Below are 17,799 nucleotides of genomic sequence, written 5' to 3'. Positions count from 1 at the left end.
GGCGCCTTCCGGGACGCCCGCCCGCCCGCGGGACAGACGAACCGAGCCCAAAGGAGAGGCACGGGGGTACAGTGCGGAGACCAGCAGATCCTTCCCGTGAGGCCCCCCTCGTGCTGACAGAGACCACCACTCGGGTCCTCGAACCCGCCGACCTCGGCGCCGCACTCGCCGTCCTGGAGAGCGCCCCCGTCGAGAACGCCTTCGTGACCGCCCGCGTCCAGGTCGCCGGGCTCGACCCCTGGCGCCTCGGCGGCGAGATGTGGGGCTGGTACACCGAGGGCCGACTGCGCTCGCTCTGCTACTCCGGCGCCAACCTCGTCCCCATCTGCGCCACCCCCGAGGCCGTCCGCGCCTTCGCCGACCGGGCCCGCAGGATCGGCCGCCGCTGCTCCTCGATCGTCGGCCCCGCCGAGGCCACCGGCGAGCTGTGGCGGCTGCTTGAGCCGTACTGGGGTCCCGCGAGGGACGTCAGGGCCCACCAGCCGCTCATGGTCGCCGAGGGACCCTCCACGACGGTCACGCCCGATCCGCTGGTCCGCCGCGTCCGCAAGGACGAGATGGAGGTGATCATGCCCGCCTGCGTGGCCATGTTCACCGAGGAGGTCGGCGTCTCCCCGCTCGCCAACGACGGCGGACTGCTCTACCAGGCCCGCGTCGCCGAACTCGTCGGCTCAGGACGCTCCTTCGCCCGCATCGAGGACGGCAAGGTCCTCTTCAAGGCCGAGATCGGCGCCGCCACCCGCCAGGCCTGCCAGATCCAGGGCGTCTGGGTCGCCCCCGAGCACCGCGGCAAGCGCCTCTCCGAGACCGGCATGGCCGCCGTCCTCCGGTACGCGCTCGCCGACGTCGCGCCCGTCGTCAGCCTGTACGTGAACGACTACAACACCCCGGCCAGGGCCGCGTACCGCCGCGTCGGCTTCCGCGAGACCGGCGCCTTCACGAGCGTTCTGTTCTGAACGCGGTGTCCGGATACGGGCGGTCGCTTGTAGGGTGCGCCGCATGGATGACGCTGAGGTCGTGATCGGTCCGGTCAATCTCGCCGCCCGGGTGGACGAGGCCCTCGCCGTGCAGGCGGTCGCCTTCGGCCTGGACGCCGGCGAGGTCGCCGTACGCCGCCACATCGTGCTGCGCCACCTCCTCAGCCCCGGCGCCCGCGCCTACGGGGCCACCACCCCCGACGGGCGGCTCGTCGGCTTCGTGTACGGGATGCCCAACGACCGCACCCACTGGTGGTCCACCGTCGTCGAGACGTACCTGCGGGCCACCGGCACCGCCGACTGGCTCGACGACTCCTTCGTCATCACCGAACTCCACGTCCACCCCGAATTCCAGGGCCGCGGCGTGGGCCGCGAGCTGATCACCACCATCACCGACGGCGCCGCCGAGCCGCGCTCGATCCTCTCCGCGATCGACACCGAGAGCCCCGCCCGCGGCCTCTACCGGGCCCTCGGCTACGTCGACCTCGCCCGCCAGGTCCACTTCCCGAGCGCCCCCCGCCCGTACGCCGTCATGGGCGCGCCGCTGCCGCTCAAGCGCCGGAACTGATTTCTCCTGCCAGGGGCGGCCCGGCTAACCTCGGGGCCATCACTTCCCCCGAGCTCTCGGCTTCGCTCGAGCAGGGGGGACCCCCAGTCCCTTCAGGAGTACGAGAACCATGGCCAACGCACCGGTCCAGCGCATGTCCCAGTTGATGGCGAAGACGCTGCGCGACGACCCGGCGGACGCCGAGGTCCTCAGCCACAAGCTCCTCGTCCGCGCCGGCTACGTCCGCCGCACCGCCGCCGGCATCTGGAGCTGGCTGCCGCTGGGCAAGAAGGTCCTCAACAACGTCGAGCGGATCGTCCGCGAGGAGATGGACGCCATCGGCGCGCAGGAGGTCACCCTGCCCGCCCTGCTGCCCCGCGAGCCCTACGAGGCCACCGGCCGCTGGGACGAGTACGGCGCCGAGCTCTTCCGCCTCCAGGACCGCAAGGGCGGCGACTACCTCCTCGGCCCGACGCACGAGGAGATCTTCACCCTCCTGGTCAAGGACCAGTGCTCGTCCTACAAGGACCTGCCGGTGATCCTCTACCAGATCCAGAACAAGTTCCGCGACGAGGCCCGCCCCCGCGCCGGCATCCTGCGCGGCCGCGAGTTCCTCATGAAGGACTCGTACTCCTTCGACACCGAGGACGAGGGCCTCGCCCAGTCCTACGCCCTGCACCGCCAGGCCTACCGGCGCGTCTTCGAGCGCCTCGGCCTCGACTACCGCATCGTCGCCGCCACCGCCGGCGCCATGGGCGGCTCGAAGTCCGAGGAGTTCCTCGCCCCCGCCGAGGCCGGCGAGGACACCTTCGCCGACTGCCCGAACTGCGACTTCGCGGCGAACACCGAGGCCGTCTCCTACGAGCTGCAGCCCGTCGACGGCTCCGCCGTCCCGGCCGCCGCGGAGATCCCCACCCCGGACACCCCCACCATCGAGACCCTCGCCGCCTCCCTCGGCGTCCCGGCCTCCGCCACCCTCAAGAACCTCCTGGTGAAGGTCGACGGCGAGATCGTCGCCATCGGCGTGCCCGGCGACCGCGAGGTCGACATGGGCAAGGTCGAGGACCACTTCGCCCCGGCGACCGTCGAGATGGTCACAGAGGCCGACTTCGCCGAGCGCCCCGACCTGGTCCGCGGCTACGTCGGCCCGCAGGGCCTCGGCAAGGTGACGTACCTCGCCGACCCGCGCGTCGCCCCCGGCACCTCCTGGATCACCGGTGCCAACAAGGACGGCATGCACGCGAAGAACGTCGTCGCGGGCCGTGACTTCGAGGTCGAGGAGTACGTCGACGTCGTCGTCGTCCAGGAGGGCGACCCGTGCCCCAAGTGCGGCACCGGCCTCAAGCTGGACCGCGCCATCGAGATCGGCCACATCTTCCAGCTCGGCCGCAAGTACGCCGACGCCCTCAAGCTCGACGTCCTCGGCCAGAACGGCAAGCCGGTCCGCGTGACCATGGGCTCGTACGGCATCGGCGTCTCCCGCGCGGTCGCGGCGCTCGCCGAGCAGACCGCCGACGAGAAGGGCCTGTGCTGGCCCGCCGAGGTCGCCCCGGCCGACGTCCACGTCGTGGCGGCGGGCAAGGCGCTCCAGACCGAGCTGGCCCTGGAGGTCTCGGAGAAGCTCTCCGCCGCCGGCCTGCGCGTCCTCGTCGACGACCGCGCGGGCGTCTCCCCGGGCGTCAAGTTCACCGACGCGGAGCTCATGGGCGTCCCGAAGATCCTCGTCGCGGGCCGCCGCGCCGGCGAGGGCGTCGTGGAACTGAAGGACCGCCGCACGGGCGAGCGCGAGGAACTGACGGTCGCCGAGGCCCTGGCCCGGCTCACGGCCTGACGCAAGCCGCTACAGCCCCGCCCGCGCGAGCCGCGCGGGCGGGGCTCGGGCATGGCCGGCTCAGGCGTCGGCGTCCCTCGGGACCGGGTCCACCGAGGAGCCCGTCAGGTCCTCGATCGCGTCGGCCGCCGCCGCACGGCCCTTCAGGTACGCCTCGCTCAGCGGCGGCGTCGGCCCCGGCTCCGCGTCCGCGGCCCCCGGGGGCTGCACCTGCGCCGGCCCCGGCTCCGTCTCCGGGGCCCCCGGCGTCGCCCGCTCCAGGAACCGCAGCAGCTCCACCGGAATCGGCAGGACCAGCGTCGAGTTCTTCTCCGCGGACACCGCCATCACCGTCTGCAGCAGCCGGAGCTGCAGCGCCGCCGGCTGGGCCGACATCACGCCCGCCGCCTCCGCGAGCTTCTTCGAGGCCTGGAGCTCCGCGTCCGCGTTGATCACCCGCGCCCGCCGCTCCCGGTCGGCCTCGGCCTGCCGGGCCATGGAGCGCTTCATCGTCTCCGGCAGGGACACGTCCTTGATCTCGACCCGGTCGATCGCGACGCCCCAGCCCATCGCCGGGCTGTCGAGCATCAGCTCAAGCCCCTGGTTGAGCTTCTCGCGGTTGGACAGCAGATCGTCGAGGTCGCTCTTGCCGATGATGGACCGCAGCGAGGTCTGCGCCATCTGGGAGACCGCGAACTTGTAGTCCTCGACCCGCACGAGCGCGTCCGCCGCGTCGACGACCTTGAAGTAGACGACCGCGTCGACCCGTACCGTCACGTTGTCCCGGGTGATGCCCTCCTGCGCGGGCACGGGCATCGTGACGATCTGCATGTTCACCTTGTGCAGGCGGTCGGCGATCGGGACGATCATCGTGAAGCCGGGGGAGCGGATCTCGTTGCGCAGCCTCCCGAAGCGGAAGACGACACCGCGCTCGTACTGCTTGACCACCCGCGCCGCCGCGCCCGCGTACACCGCGACCGCCGCGGCCGCGCCGGCCGCCACCATGAGCAGCTCTTGGATCATCACGGCCCCCTGGATCGAGCCGAACCGTACAAAAAGGGTATTCCCCTACAGCCAGCTCGCGAACTCCAGAAGCAGCTCGGCATCCTGCCGCCGCCCCGCCGTCAGCGCCCGCGTCCCCGACTCGACCGCGCGGAACAGCGTCCAGCCGCGCAGCCGCTCCCGGTCCAGGTCCAGGGAGTCCGCCAGCTTGTTGACCCGCCGCCGGGCCGCCGAGGCGCCGGAGGACGCGGCCACCAGGTCCTCGACCCGGTCCCGTACGAGCCGCGCGAGGTCGTAGGCCCGCTCGCCGACCAGCGGTTCGGGGCCGACGGCCAGCCACGGCGTCCGGTCGCCGGCGAGCACCTTGCCCTGCCGGAAGTTCCCGTGCAGCAGCAGGGACTCGGAGGAGTCGGCCACCAGTTCCTCGCGGGCCGCGAGCGCCGCCGCCGTCAGCTCAGCGGTCGCCGGGTCCGTGCGGTACGGCTCCATCGCCTCCGCCTGCCGGGCCGTCCGCTCCGCCGCCGTCTCGAAACCGTGCCCCGCCGGGGGTTCGACCCACAGCTTCCGTACGGTGCCCGCCGCCTCCAGGAGCGACTTCGCCTCCGGCAGGGAGCGCAGCGAGACCTCGGGGTGCAGCCGTTCGAGGACGAGCGCGCCCTCCCCGGCCTCGTCGAGGAGCTGGACCGCGCCCCAGCCGTTCCAGTGCGCCAGCGCGTCCCGCTCCAGGTCCGGCCGGGTGAACGGCGGTGCGATCTTGAGCGCGGCGGGGGAGCCGTCGGAGCGGCGGACGAGCACGACCAGGCTGCTCCGCCCGCCGGGCGCCATCACCCGTTCGGTGTCGACCGACGCGTGGTCGAGCGCCGTGCCGAGGAGCTCGGGCAGCTTCCCGAGCCACTCGGCCGCCGCGGCCTCCCCGTACGTCTCACCGAGCGCCCTGGCCAGTCGCTGCGGCGGTTCGAAACCCATGCGTACGTTGTTCCTTCGGTCGGGACGGGATGCGGGGCGGGACTAGGGCCTGTCTGACAACTCGCGTCGGGTCCGGCCCGCCCGGCACGCACGCTCGCCGCACGGCCGAAACACCCAAGTAGCTCCGCTACGAGGGCGTCCCGGCCGCACGCCGATCGCACGCACCGAACGACCCGGCCTGATCCGACGCGAATTGTCAGACCGGCCCTAGGGCCGGACAGGCCCTACCCGCTCGGCGAGCCCAGGAAAGGTTACGTCGCTGCCGCGCCAGCGGACGGCGCGTACCGCCGCCTCCCGGAGCGCGGCGGCCGCCTCGCCCCGCGCGCGGCCCTCGGTGGCCCGTACGAGGTCGGAGTACACCCCGGCCACCCGGTCCTCCAGGACCGCCGCGAGCCGCACCGCGCCGGCCCGGTCCGCGACGGGGAAGGGCAGCTCGTACGCGGCCTCCGCCGCCACCGGCGTCCCGCCGAGGTCCCGTATGGTCCGGCGCAGCCCGTCCCGCCGGGCCCGGTGCGCCTCGTACGCGGAGGTGGCCTCGGTCCGCCGCTCGGTGCCGATCCGGCCGCCGACGACCCCGTACCCGTACACCGCGGCGTGCTCGGCGGCCAGCGCGGCCTGGGTCGCGTCGAGGGCACTCATGCCCGGGCTCCTTCGGTCAGCAGGTAGGCGTGCGCGGCGCCCGCCGCCGCGACGGAGGCGAGCAGCCGGGCGTACTCGGGCGGGGCGGTGAGCAGCGCGGCCGCGTGCCCGTCGGAAGCGGCCCGCTCGGCGGCGGCGAGCTCCCCGAGGGCGGCCCGGGGGTCGACCGCCACCCGTACGGCCGTGGGCGAGGCGACGGGCTTCGCGGACGCGGCCGCGGCCGCCGACCCGGTGGCCCCCGCGGGCTTCGCGCCCGGCGTCTTCCCGGGCGTCCCGGACGTGGTCCCGGCGGGCGCCGCCGTCGTGTCGCCCGCACCCGGCACCCTTCCGGGCGTTCCGGACGCGGCCCCGGCCGGCGCCGCCGTCGTGGCGCCCGCACCCGGCGTCTTCCCGGGCGTCCCGGACGTGTTCCCGCCCGGCGGTTCCGTCGGACCCGTCGGCGTCCCGCCCTCGCCGAGCGCCTTCGCGTGTGCCGCCACCGCGCCCCGTAGCGGCGTCAGCCGGGGCGCCAGGGCCGGGTGGGCGGCGAGGGTCGCGTCGTAACGTTCCAGCAGGCTCCGCGCGGCGGTCACCGACCGCAGCCGCAGGGCCGCCTCGGCGCGCGCCACCCGTTCGGCCTCCCGTTCGGCGGCGCTGGGCCGCCGGGGCTGCTCGCCGGGCGCGGAGGTGCAGCCCGCGAGGGCGGCCGCCCCCGCCGCGGCGCCCGCCACCAGGACCGCACGCCTGCCCGTCGTCGTCACGCCTTCTCCCTCGGCTGCCGTCCGTCGTCGAAGATCGTCGAGATCACCGCAGGCGAGCGTACCCGCGGGCCTCGGGGCGATGGACGGCAACACCCTCCCGGACCGGATACCCTTTGTGCTGACACGCGACGAACCCACAACAGCACACGCGGCCGAGGAGTCACCCGGATGAGCACCACCCAGAGCGACAGGCTGCGCGGACTCGTGGAGCCGCTCGTCGCCGCGAAGGACCTGGATCTGGAAGAGATCGAGGTGTCCCGGGCCGGCCGCCGCGGACTGCTGCGGATCGTCGTCGACTCGGAGGAGGGCGTGGAGCTGGACGTCTGCGCCGAGCTGAGCCGCGAGATCTCCGAGAAGCTCGACGAGACCGACGCGATGGGCGACGGCGAGTACGTCCTCGAAGTCAGCTCCCCCGGCGCCGAGCGCCCCCTCACCGAGCACCGCCACTACGTGCGCGCCACCGGCCGCCTGGCGAAGCTGACGCTCGCCGAGGGCGGGGACCTGGTCGCGCGCATCCTGGCGGTGGACGAGGACGGCCTCGACATGGAGGTGCCGGGCGTGAAGGGGCGCAAGCCCACCGCCCGCCGGGTCGCCTTCGCCGACATCACCAAGGCGCGTGTCGAGATCGAGTTCAGCCGCAAGGACAAGAAGGAAGAGGAGGCGTAGCCGTGGACATCGATGTGAAGCTTCTGAAGGGCTTGGCGCAGGAGAAGGACATCTCCTTCGAGATGCTGGTCGAGGCGATCGAGTCGGCCCTCCTCATCGCGTACCACCGGACCCCCGACGCCCGCCGCCACGCGCGCGTGGAGCTGAACCGGGCCACCGGTCACGTGACGGTGTGGGCGAAGGAGGACCCCTCCGACCTGGAGGAGGGCCAGGAGCCCAAGGACTTCGACGACACCCCGTCGGACTTCGGCCGGATCGCGGCGAGCACCGCCCGCCAGGTCATCCAGCAGCGGCTGCGCGACGCCGAGAACGACGTGACCTTCGGCGAGTACGCGCGCCGCGAGGGCGATGTCGTCGCCGGTGTGGTGCAGCAGGGCAAGGACCCGAAGAACGTCCTGGTCCGGCTGGACGACAAGCTGGAGGCCATCCTTCCGGTGCAGGAGCAGGTGCCGGGCGAGGACTACACGCACGGCCTGCGGCTGCGCACGTACGTCGTCCGGGTGGCGAAGGGTGTCCGCGGTCCGTCCGTCACCCTTTCGCGCACGCACCCCAACCTGGTGAAGAAGCTCTTCGCCCTGGAGGTGCCGGAGATCGCCGACGGCTCGGTCGAGATCGCGGCCATCGCCCGTGAGGCCGGTCACCGCACCAAGATCGCCGTCCGTTCCACCCGTTCGGGCCTGAACCCCAAGGGCGCCTGCATCGGCCCGATGGGCAGCCGCGTCCGCAACGTGATGGCGGAACTGCTCGGCGAGAAGATCGACATCGTCGACTGGTCGGACGACCCGGCCGAGATGGTGGCGAACGCGCTCTCCCCGGCCCGGGTCTCCAAGGTCGAGATCGTCGACCTGGCCGCCCGCTCCGCGCGCGTGACGGTGCCGGACTACCAGCTCTCGCTGGCGATCGGCAAGGAGGGCCAGAACGCCCGCCTCGCCGCGCGCCTCACCGGCTGGCGGATCGACATCCGTCCGGACACGGAGCCGGCCGAGCAGCGGGACTGAGACCGTTTTTTGGCCAACAACTGTTCGATTCTTGCCCCAAACGGGTGGGGTCGGTACGGGGAGGTAGACTTAATCGTGTCTGGCCGGACGCATGCCTGCGCGTGCCCTGAGCGAACCTGTGTGGGATGCCGGGAGCGAGCGGCCAAGAGCGATCTGCTGCGGATCGTGGTGAACAAGGACGAGTGCGTTCCTGATCATCGCGGTACGCTGCCCGGCCGGGGTGCGTACCTGCACCCCGCCGTGGTCTGTCTCGACCTGGCGGTACGCCGTCGGGCTTTCCCCAGGGCCTTCAAGGTCCAGGGACCGCTCGACACCGAGGCGCTCCGCCACCACGTCGAGCCGGCACCGCAGTGAACAAGATGTACGGCACGGAACACCGTGCGGTCAGGTACCTCGCGAGTTGGAAGTAGGTCGAGATTGCGATGAGCACTCGATGAGTACGCGATGAGTACGCCCATGAAGTAGCGACGGTCCGGCGGTAACCGGACCTAAAAGGAGCGAAGTGGCTAAGGTCCGGGTATACGAACTCGCCAAGGAGTTCGGTGTGGAGAGCAAGGTCGTCATGGCCAAGCTCCAAGAACTCGGTGAATTCGTCCGTTCGGCGTCCTCGACGATCGAGGCGCCGGTCGTGCGCAAGTTGACTGACGCTTTGCAGGGTCCCGGCGGCAACGCCGGCAAGACCGCTGCCAAGCCCGGCGCGCCCCGCAAGGCTGCGCCTTCCCCCGCGGCGCCGTCTCCGGCCGCCGCGGCACGTCCCGCTGCTCCGAAGCCCGGCGCCCCGGCCCCCAAGCCGGCCCCCGCCGCGCCTGCGGCGCCGGCTCCGGTCACTCCGGCCGCGCCCGCGAGCAGCACCCCCTCTCCGGCTCCGGCCGCCTCGGGCCCCCGCCCGGGCCCGAAGCCCGCGCCCAAGCCGGTCACCCCGGCTCCGGCCGCCCCGGAGTTCACCGCGCCCCCGTCGGCTCCCGCCGCCGGTCAGCGCCCCGGTGGCGCCGCCCAGGGACCCCGTCCCACCGGCGACCGCCCCGAGCGCCCGGCCCGTCCGGGTCAGGGTGCCCCGCGCCCGCAGGGTCAGGGTGCCCCGCGCCCGCAGGGTCAGGGTGCTCCCCGTCCCGGCGGTGCCCGTCCGGCCGGTCCCCGTCCGGGCAACAACCCCTTCACCTCGGGTGGCTCCACCGGAATGGCGCGCCCGCAGGCGCCCCGTCCGGGTGGCGGCGCTCCCCGTCCCGGCGGCCCCGGTGCCGTTCCGGGCGCCCCGCGTCCGCAGGGTGGCCCCGGTGGCGCCCCGCGTCCGCAGGGTCAGGGCGGTGCCCGTCCCACTCCCGGTGGCATGCCTCGTCCGCAGGCTCCCCGTCCGGGCGGCGCGCCCGGCGGTAACCGTCCGAACCCGGGCATGATGCCGCAGCGTCCCGCTGCCGGCCCGCGTCCCGGCCCCGGCGGTCGTGGCCCCGGTGGCCCCGGCGGTCGTCCGGGCGGTCCCGGCGGTGGCGGCGGCGGTCGTCCCGGCTTCGCCGGTCGTCCGGCCGGTCCCGGCGGTGGCGGCGGCGGCTTCGCCGGTCGTCCCGGTGGTCCCGGTGGCGGCGGCGGTCGTCCGGGTGGTCCCGGCGGCGGTGGCGGCGGCTTCGGCGGTCGTCCCGGCGGCTTCGGTGGCCGTCCCGGCGGTCCGGGTGGCCGTGGTGGCACGCAGGGCGCCTTCGGTCGTCCCGGCGGTCCCGCGCGTCGTGGTCGCAAGTCGAAGCGTCAGAGGCGCCAGGAGTACGAGGCCATGCAGGCCCCGTCCGTGGGCGGCGTGATGCTGCCTCGCGGCAACGGCGACACCATTCGCCTGTCGCGCGGTGCCTCCCTCACCGACTTCGCCGAGAAGATCGGCGCCAACCCGGCGTCGCTCGTCGCGGTGATGATGAACCTCGGTGAGATGGTCACGGCCACGCAGTCGGTCTCCGACGACACGCTGACGATGCTCGGCGAGGAGATGAACTACACCGTTCAGATCGTCTCGCCGGAGGAAGAGGACCGCGAGCTCCTCGAGTCCTTCGACATCGAGTTCGGCGAGGACGAGGGCGGCGAAGAGGCTCTGGTCTCCCGTCCGCCGGTCGTCACCGTCATGGGTCACGTCGACCACGGTAAGACCCGACTGCTCGACGCGATCCGCAAGACGAACGTCGTCGCGGGCGAGGCCGGTGGCATCACCCAGCACATCGGTGCCTACCAGGTCTCCACCCAGGTCAACGACGAAGAGCGTCGGATCACCTTCATCGACACCCCGGGTCACGAGGCGTTCACCGCCATGCGTGCCCGTGGTGCGAAGTCGACCGACATCGCGATCCTCGTGGTCGCGGCCAACGACGGCGTCATGCCGCAGACGATCGAGGCGCTCAACCACGCCAAGGCCGCCGGCGTCCCGATCGTCGTCGCGGTCAACAAGATCGACGTCGAGGGTGCGGACCCGGTCAAGGTCCGCGGTCAGCTGACCGAGTTCGGTCTGGTGGCCGAGGAGTACGGCGGCGACACGATGTTCGTCGACATCTCCGCCAAGCAGGGTCTGCACATCGACTCCCTGCTGGAGGCCGTCGTCCTCACCGCCGACGCCTCGCTCGACCTCCGGGCCAACCCGGACCAGGACGCGCAGGGTATTGCGATCGAGTCCCACCTCGACCGCGGTCGCGGTGCCGTCTCGACCGTCCTGGTCCAGCGCGGAACGCTGCGCATCGGCGACACCGTGGTGGTCGGCGACGCGTACGGCCGCGTCCGGGCGATGCTCGACGACAAGGGCAACAACGTCGAGGAGGCGACCCCGTCGACTCCCGTCCTGGTCCTGGGTCTCACCAACGTCCCGGGTGCCGGCGACAACCTCCTGGTTGTCGACGAGGACCGTACGGCCCGTCAGATCGCCGAGAAGCGCGCTGCGCGTGAGCGCAACGCCGCCTTCGCCAAGCGCGTCCGCCGGGTGTCCCTCGAGGACCTCGACAAGGTGCTCAAGGCCGGTCTCGTCCAGGAACTCAACCTCATCATCAAGGGCGACGCGTCCGGTGCGGTCGAGGCCCTGGAGGCCTCGCTGCTCCAGCTCGACGTCGGCGAAGAGGTCGACATCCGCGTCCTGCACCGCGGTGTGGGTGCGGTCACCGAGTCGGACATCGACCTGGCCATGGGCTCCGACGCCATCGTCATCGGCTACAACGTCCGTGCGGCCGGCCGTGCCGCGCAGATGGCGGAGCGCGAGGGCGTCGACGTCCGGTACTACTCGGTCATCTACCAGGCGATCGAGGAGATCGAGGCGGCGCTCAAGGGCCTCCTCAAGCCGGAGTACGAAGAGGTCGAGCTCGGTACGGCGGAGATCCGCGAGGTCTTCCGCTCGTCCAAGCTGGGCAACATCGCCGGTGTCCTCATCCGCTCGGGCGAGGTCAAGCGCAACACCAAGGCGCGACTGCTCCGCGACGGCAAGGTCATCGCCGAGGATCTCACCATCCACGGTCTGCGCCGCTTCAAGGACGACGTCACCGAGATTCGTGAAGGCTTCGAGGGTGGTATCAACCTCGGAAACTACAACGACATCAAGATCGACGACGTCATCGCGACGTACGAGATGCGCGAGAAGCCGCGCGCGTAACGCGTAGGGCTGCGTCCGGGGCCGGTCGGCGGAAGTATTTCCGTCGATCGGCCCCGGCCGTTGCGTGTACGGTTCTGGTGTCCCTGCCAAGCGACGGCGTGGCAGGCCACCGAACCCGAACCGGCGGGACATCCGGCACCGCATGTACGTGGGGACTCTGTCCTTCGACCTGCTCCTCGGCGACGTCCACTCGCTGAAGGAGAAACGCTCCGTCGTCCGGCCCATCGTCGCCGAGCTCCAGCGCAAGTTCTCCGTGAGCGCGGCCGAGGTGGGCGACCAGGACCTCCATCGCAGAGCCCGTCTCGGCGTCGCGCTGGTGTCCGGGGACGCGGGGTTCGTATCGGACGTGCTCGACCGCTGTGAGCGGCTCGTCGCCGCACGGCCGGAGGTGGAACTCCTTTCGGTGCGCCGAAGGCTCCACACTGATGAAGACTGATTTGAGCAAGGCAAAGAAGGAGAAGGACCAGTGGCCGACAACGCGCGGGCGAAGAAGCTGGCGGACCTCATCCGGGAGGTGGTCGCCGAGAAGCTGCAGCGCGGCATCAAGGACCCCCGCCTGGGCACGCACGTGACCATCACGGACACCCGCGTCACCGGTGACCTGCGGGAGGCCACGGTCTTCTACACGGTCTACGGCGACGACGAGGACCGTGCGAGCGCCGCGGCCGGTCTGGAGAGCGCCAAGGGCATCCTCCGTTCGGCCGTGGGCCGGGCGGCGGGGACCAAGTTCACCCCGACCCTGGCCTTCGTGGCCGACGCCCTCCCGGAGAACGCCAAGACGATCGAGGACCTCCTCGACAAGGCGCGGGCCTCGGACGCCCAGGTGCGGGAGGCCTCCTCGGGCGCCACCTTCGCGGGCGACGCCGACCCCTACAAGAAGCCGGGCGAGGACGAAGCCGCCGAATGAGCACCTCGGAAAAGACGCCCGACGGGCTTGTCATCGTCGACAAGCCGTCGGGCTTCACTTCGCACGACGTCGTGGCCAAGATGCGGGGGATCGCCAGGACCCGCCGCGTCGGCCACGCCGGCACGCTCGACCCCATGGCCACGGGCGTCCTCGTCCTCGGCGTGGAGCGGGCGACCAAGCTCCTCGGTCACCTCGCGCTGACCGAGAAGGAGTACCTGGGCACCATCCGCCTGGGCCAGACGACGATCACCGACGACGCCGAGGGCGAGATCACGGCGTCGGTCGACGCTTCGAAGGTCACCCGCGAGCAGATCGACGCGGGCGTCGCCGAGCTGACCGGCGCCATCATGCAGGTGCCGTCGAAGGTCTCCGCGATCAAGATCGACGGCAAGCGGTCGTACGCGCGCGTGCGCGGCGGCGAGGAGTTCGAGATCCCGGCCCGCCCGGTCACCGTCTCCTCCTTCCGGGTCTACGACGTCCGCGAGGCCACGGCCGAGGACGGCACGCCCGTCGTCGACCTGGTCGTCTCGGTGGTGTGCTCCTCCGGTACGTACATCAGGGCGCTCGCCCGTGACCTCGGCGCCGGGCTCGGCGTCGGCGGCCACCTGACCGCGCTGCGGCGCACCCGGGTCGGCCCGTACAAGCTGGACAGCGCCCGCACCCTGGACCAGCTCCAGGAGGACCTCACGGTCATGCCGGTCGCCGACGCGGCCGCGGCGGCGTTCCCGCGCTGGGACGTCGACGAGAAGCGCGCCAGGCTGCTGCTCAACGGCGTCCGCCTGGAGATGCCGGAGTACCCGAAGGGGCCCGTCGCGGTCTTCGGACCCGAGGGGAAGCTGCTCGCGCTGGTCGAGGACCAGCGGGGCAAGGCGAAGAGCCTCGCGGTCTTCGGCTGAGCCGAGGCCTGAGCAGAGGGCTCCGTCGAGGGGCTCCGTCGAGGGGCTCTGTCGTTGGGCTCTGTCGTGGGGGGGGGGGGGGGGGGGGGTTCTTCCCCCCCCCCCCCCCCCCCCCCCTCCTCCCCCCCCCCCCCCCCCCCCCCCCCCCCACCCCCCCCCCCCCCCCCCCCCCCCCCGCCCCCCCCCCCCCCCCCCCCCCCCGCCCCCCCTTCGTCGTACGCGTGCCGCGGATCAGAGCTTGACGCGGACTTCCTTGCGGAGCTTGGCGGTGAGGGCGGCGGCGTCCTCGGGGGACTCGGCCTTGCCCGCCATCAGCGAGGCCGCGTCGGCCGGGACCACGAAGCCCACGGTGCTGTGGTCGGCCCACACGCACATGTTGATGGTGAACGCGGGCACGTTGTTGGCCGCGTCGGCCTTCGTCTTGGCCTGCTGGCACTTCAGGACGGCGCCGTCCAGGTCGGCGGGCGTGTACGCCTGGGGGCTTCCCTCCAGCGTCGGCGTCTCGCCCTTGCCGGCGTTCTTCTCGGCCTCGGCCTTGGCGGTGGCGAAGATGCTGTCGACGACCTTCTCGGGGTCGTCGATCTCGCCGTAGAGACCGTTGAAGGAGAGCATCTTGGCCGCGAGCGGGTTGGCCTTGTTCTCCACCTTGTAGGAGGCCTTGACCTGCTTGGCGTTCTTGACGCCGTTCTGCTCGGCCTCCTTGAGGGACTCGTCGCCGGTCGACTTCTTCCCCTGGGCGGGGTCCTTCTTGTACTCGACGAGCACCGTCTCCGGCGTGATCAGCTTGTGCGGGCCGTCGTCGGCGACCGCGCCACCGCCCCCGCCCAGCACGAAGTACGCCCCCACGCCGATCGCCGCGACCACCGCGACCGCCGCGACGACCCAGCCCGCCTTGGACTTCTTCGGGGCCGGGGGGTGCGGCAGGTAGCCGCCGGGGCCCTGCGGGGCGCCGTACGGGGGCTGCTGGCCGTAGGGGGCGGGCTGCTGCTGCGGGTAGCCGTAGGGGGGCTGCTGCGGCGGGACGCCCTGCGGGGCCTGCTGGGGGTATCCGTAACCCGGCTGCGGAGCCTGCGGCTGGCCGTAGGGGCCCGGCTGCTGACCGTACGGGCCCGGCTGCGGCGGCTGCTGGCCGTACGGGCCCGGCTGGCCGTAAGGACCGGGCTGCTGGCCGCCGCCGTACGGGCCCGGCTGGTTGTAGCTCATCGACAGGTTCCCCTCACAGGATGTTTATGCCTGGCGAACATCCTGTCGGAACCACGGAGCCGCAGGTGCGGCGGGGGCCACACCGTTACCGAACCAAAGCGTTTCAGGACACGACCGGGACACCCCTAAACTGGGCCCGTGACCGAGAACACTCAGCAGCAGACAGCGCCCACCACCGAACTGCCGACCACCTATGCGCCGGCCGAGGTAGAGGGGCCGCTGTACCAGCGCTGGGTAGAGCGCGGGTACTTCGAGGCGGACGCGAAGAGCGAGAAGCCGCCGTACACGATCGTCATCCCGCCGCCGAACGTCACGGGCTCGCTCCACCTGGGCCACGCCTTCGAGCACACGCTGATCGACGCCCTCACCCGCCGCAAGCGCATGCAGGGCTTCGAGACGCTGTGGCAGCCCGGCATGGACCACGCCGGCATCGCCACCCAGAACGTCGTCGAGCGTGAGCTCGCCAAGGAGGGCAAGTCCCGCCACGACCTGGGCCGAGAGGCGTTCGTCGAGCGCGTCTGGGAGTGGAAGGCCGAGTCCGGCGGCCAGATCGCCGGCCAGATGCGCCGCCTCGGCGAGGGCCTGGCGTGGAGCCGGGACCGCTTCACCATGGACGAGGGCCTGTCCCGGGCCGTCCAGACCGTCTTCAAGAAGATGTTCGACGACGGCCTGATCTACCGCGCCGAGCGCATCATCAACTGGTGCCCGCGCTGTCTGACGGCCATCTCGGACATCGAGGTGGACTACCAGGACGACGACGGCGAGCTCGTCTCCATGAAGTACGGCGAGGGTGACGACACCATCGTCGTCGCCACGACCCGCGCGGAGACGATGCTCGGTGACACGGCCGTCGCCGTCCACCCCGACGACGAGCGGTACGCCCACCTGATCGGCAAGCAGATCAAGCTGCCGCTGACCGACCGTACGATCCCGGTCGTCGCCGACACGCACGTCGACCCGGAGTTCGGCACCGGCGCCGTCAAGGTGACCCCGGCGCACGACCCGAACGACTTCGCCATCGGCCAGCGCCACGACCTCGAATCCATCGAGGTCCTCGACGAGCGCGGCGTGATCACCACCCACGGCCCCTTCCAGGGCCTGGACCGCTTCGAGGCCCGCTCCGCGATCGTCGCCGCTCTGCGCGCCGAGGGCCGGATCGTCGCCGAGAAGCGTCCGTACGTCCACTCGGTGGGTCACTGCTCGCGCTGCAAGACGACGCTGGAGCCGCGTCTGTCCCTGCAGTGGTGGGTCAAGGTCGAGACGCTGGCCAAGGCCGCCGGCGACGCGGTCCGCGACGGTCGGGTCAACATCCACCCGGCCGACATGTCGCAGCGCTACTTCGACTGGGTCGACAACCTCAACGACTGGTGCATCTCGCGTCAGCTGTGGTGGGGCCACCGCATCCCCGTCTGGCACGGCCCGAACGGCGAGCTGGTCTGCGTCGGCCCCGACGACGAGGCGCCGACGGGCGAGGGCTGGACGCAGGACACCGACGTCCTCGACACGTGGTTCTCGTCCGGCCTGTGGCCGTTCTCGACGATGGGCTGGCCGGAGCAGACGCCGGACCTGGAGAAGTTCTACCCGAACTCCGTCCTGGTCACCGGCTACGACCTGATGTTCTTCTGGGTCGCCCGGATGATGATGTTCGGCCTGTACGCGATGGACGGCCAGCCGCCGTTCCACACGATCGCGTTCCACGGCATGGTCCGCGACGAGTTCGGCAAGAAGATGTCGAAGTCGTTCGGGAACACGGTCAACCCGCTGGACTGGATGGACAAGTACGGCTCCGACGCCCTGCGCTTCACCCTGGCCAAGGGCGCCAACCCGGGCGTCGACGTCCCGATCGGCGAGGACTGGGTCCAGGCGTCCCGGAACTTCGCCAACAAGATCTGGAACGCGACCCGGTTCGCGATGATGAACGGCGCGACGGTCGAGGGCCCGCTGCCGGACGCCTCCGCGATGTCGGCGACGGACCGCTGGATCCTGTCGCGCCTGAACAAGGTCGTCGCCGAGGCGGACGCCTACTACGACGACTACCAGTTCGCCAAGCTCGCCGACGCCCTCTACCACTTCGCGTGGGACGAGGTCTTCGACTGGTACGTCGAGCTGTCGAAGACGACGTTCTTCGACGGTGGCGAGCAGGCCAAGGTCTCGGCCCGCGTCCTGGGCGAGGTCCTCGACGTCACCCTGCGGCTGCTCCACCCGATCGTCCCGTTCGTCACGGACACCCTGTGGACCACGCTGACGGGCCGCGAGTCGGTCGTCATCGCCGAGTGGCCGAAGGACTCCGGTTTCCGCGACGAGGCCGCTGAGAAGGAGATCGAGCTGGTCCAGCGGGTCGTCACCGAGGTCCGCCGCTTCCGCTCCGACCAGGGCCTCCAGCCCGGCCAGAAGGTCCCGGCCCGTCTGGAGATGGCCGGCACCGCGCTCGCCCCGCACGAGGCCGCCATCCGTCAGGTGCTGCGCCTCCAGCCGGAGGGCGACGGGTTCGCCGCCACCGCCTCCCTGCCGGTCGCCGGCGCCACGGTCTCGCTCGACCTGTCGGGCACGATCGACGTCGCCGCCGAGCGCAAGCGCCTCGCGAAGGACCTCGCGGCGGCCGAGAAGGAGAAGGCTCAGGCCGAGGGCAAGCTCGGCAACGAGGCGTTCCTCGCCAAGGCCCCCGACAACGTCGTGGACAAGATCAAGGGCCGCCTCGCCAAGGCGGACGAGGACATCGCCCGCATCCAGGCCCAGCTGGCGGCCCTGCCGCAGGCCTAGTCGCCGAGGGAGAGGGCCCGGGACCGTTTCTGACGGTTCCGGGCCCTTCCGTATTTCCAGATGTACACCGTCAATTCGGGCCAA

Annotated in this window: 16 protein-coding genes; 11 read left to right on the top strand and 5 right to left on the bottom strand. The window is 71.9% G+C overall.

Annotated features, from left to right (window positions below):
• Positions 1-110 precede the first annotated feature (110 nt).
• The 3 genes from ACZ7HT_RS02140 (at position 111) to ACZ7HT_RS02130 (ending at position 3,355) form a co-directional block, all read left to right on the top strand.
• Positions 111-956, top strand: a complete 846-nt coding sequence (locus ACZ7HT_RS02140) for a GNAT family N-acetyltransferase (protein ID WP_471158769.1) — start codon at positions 111-113, stop codon at positions 954-956.
• A gap of 43 nt (positions 957-999) precedes the next feature.
• Positions 1,000-1,545 (top strand): GNAT family N-acetyltransferase, encoded by a 546-nt coding sequence (locus tag ACZ7HT_RS02135; protein WP_471158767.1) that lies wholly within the window; start codon positions 1,000-1,002, stop codon positions 1,543-1,545.
• A gap of 109 nt (positions 1,546-1,654) precedes the next feature.
• A complete protein-coding gene (locus tag ACZ7HT_RS02130; protein WP_471158765.1) occupies positions 1,655-3,355 on the top strand; it encodes a proline--tRNA ligase in 1,701 nt (566 codons plus the stop codon).
• Positions 3,356-3,415: 60 nt separating this feature from the next.
• Here the strand turns inward: ACZ7HT_RS02130 and ACZ7HT_RS02125 are convergent, their stop codons facing one another.
• The 4 genes from ACZ7HT_RS02125 to ACZ7HT_RS02110 form a co-directional block, all read right to left on the bottom strand.
• Positions 3,416-4,357 (bottom strand): slipin family protein, encoded by a 942-nt coding sequence (locus ACZ7HT_RS02125; RefSeq protein WP_471158763.1) that lies wholly within the window; start codon positions 4,355-4,357, stop codon positions 3,416-3,418.
• 45 nt (positions 4,358-4,402) lie between these two features.
• Positions 4,403-5,302 (bottom strand): aminoglycoside phosphotransferase family protein, encoded by a 900-nt coding sequence (locus ACZ7HT_RS02120; protein ID WP_471158761.1) that lies wholly within the window; start codon positions 5,300-5,302, stop codon positions 4,403-4,405.
• A 207-nt stretch (positions 5,303-5,509) separates the two neighbouring features.
• Positions 5,510-5,941: a ferritin-like domain-containing protein gene (locus ACZ7HT_RS02115; RefSeq protein ID WP_471158759.1), complete on the bottom strand. Its 432-nt coding sequence runs from the start codon at positions 5,939-5,941 to the stop codon at positions 5,510-5,512.
• Complete coding sequence (locus ACZ7HT_RS02110) at positions 5,938-6,681, bottom strand: hypothetical protein (RefSeq protein WP_471158757.1); 744 nt, start codon at positions 6,679-6,681, stop codon at positions 5,938-5,940. Before ACZ7HT_RS02110 ends, ACZ7HT_RS02115 begins: the two co-directional genes overlap by 4 nt.
• A 168-nt stretch (positions 6,682-6,849) precedes the next feature.
• On the opposite strand from ACZ7HT_RS02110, the gene rimP reads away from it, so the two are divergent.
• The 7 genes from rimP (at position 6,850) to truB (ending at position 13,752) form a co-directional block, all read left to right on the top strand.
• The gene (gene rimP / locus ACZ7HT_RS02105; RefSeq protein ID WP_471158755.1) at positions 6,850-7,347 is read left to right on the top strand and encodes a ribosome maturation factor RimP; all 498 of its coding nucleotides are present in this window, start codon (positions 6,850-6,852) and stop codon (positions 7,345-7,347) included.
• Between the two features lie 2 nt (positions 7,348-7,349).
• Positions 7,350-8,345, top strand: coding sequence for a transcription termination factor NusA (gene nusA / locus ACZ7HT_RS02100; RefSeq protein WP_471158753.1), 996 nt, complete (start codon positions 7,350-7,352; stop codon positions 8,343-8,345).
• A gap of 75 nt (positions 8,346-8,420) precedes the next feature.
• The gene (locus ACZ7HT_RS02095; protein WP_471158751.1) at positions 8,421-8,699 is read left to right on the top strand and encodes a YlxR family protein; all 279 of its coding nucleotides are present in this window, start codon (positions 8,421-8,423) and stop codon (positions 8,697-8,699) included.
• Positions 8,700-8,847: 148 nt separating this feature from the next.
• Positions 8,848-11,949, top strand: coding sequence for a translation initiation factor IF-2 (gene infB, locus ACZ7HT_RS02090; protein ID WP_471158749.1), 3,102 nt, complete (start codon positions 8,848-8,850; stop codon positions 11,947-11,949).
• Positions 11,950-12,091: 142 nt separating this feature from the next.
• Positions 12,092-12,385, top strand: coding sequence for a DUF503 domain-containing protein (locus ACZ7HT_RS02085; protein WP_116158557.1), 294 nt, complete (start codon positions 12,092-12,094; stop codon positions 12,383-12,385).
• 30 nt (positions 12,386-12,415) lie between these two features.
• Positions 12,416-12,856 (top strand): 30S ribosome-binding factor RbfA, encoded by a 441-nt coding sequence (gene rbfA / locus ACZ7HT_RS02080; protein WP_471158746.1) that lies wholly within the window; start codon positions 12,416-12,418, stop codon positions 12,854-12,856.
• Positions 12,853-13,752, top strand: a complete 900-nt coding sequence (gene truB, locus ACZ7HT_RS02075; protein ID WP_471158744.1) for a tRNA pseudouridine(55) synthase TruB — start codon at positions 12,853-12,855, stop codon at positions 13,750-13,752. The genes rbfA and truB overlap by 4 nt, the downstream gene beginning before the upstream one ends.
• A 231-nt stretch (positions 13,753-13,983) precedes the next feature.
• Here the strand turns inward: truB and ACZ7HT_RS02070 are convergent, their stop codons facing one another.
• Positions 13,984-14,955, bottom strand: coding sequence for a hypothetical protein (locus ACZ7HT_RS02070; protein ID WP_471158742.1), 972 nt, complete (start codon positions 14,953-14,955; stop codon positions 13,984-13,986).
• Positions 14,956-15,093: 138 nt separating this feature from the next.
• On the opposite strand from ACZ7HT_RS02070, the gene ACZ7HT_RS02065 reads away from it, so the two are divergent.
• Positions 15,094-17,715, top strand: coding sequence for a valine--tRNA ligase (locus tag ACZ7HT_RS02065; RefSeq protein WP_471158740.1), 2,622 nt, complete (start codon positions 15,094-15,096; stop codon positions 17,713-17,715).
• The last annotated feature ends 84 nt before the right edge of the window (positions 17,716-17,799 follow it).

The sequence above is a fragment of the Streptomyces sp. NPDC037410 genome (genome assembly GCF_055602235.1).
The sequence above is the reverse complement of the archived record's forward strand: the minus strand, read 5'-3'. Positions and strand labels throughout refer to the sequence as shown.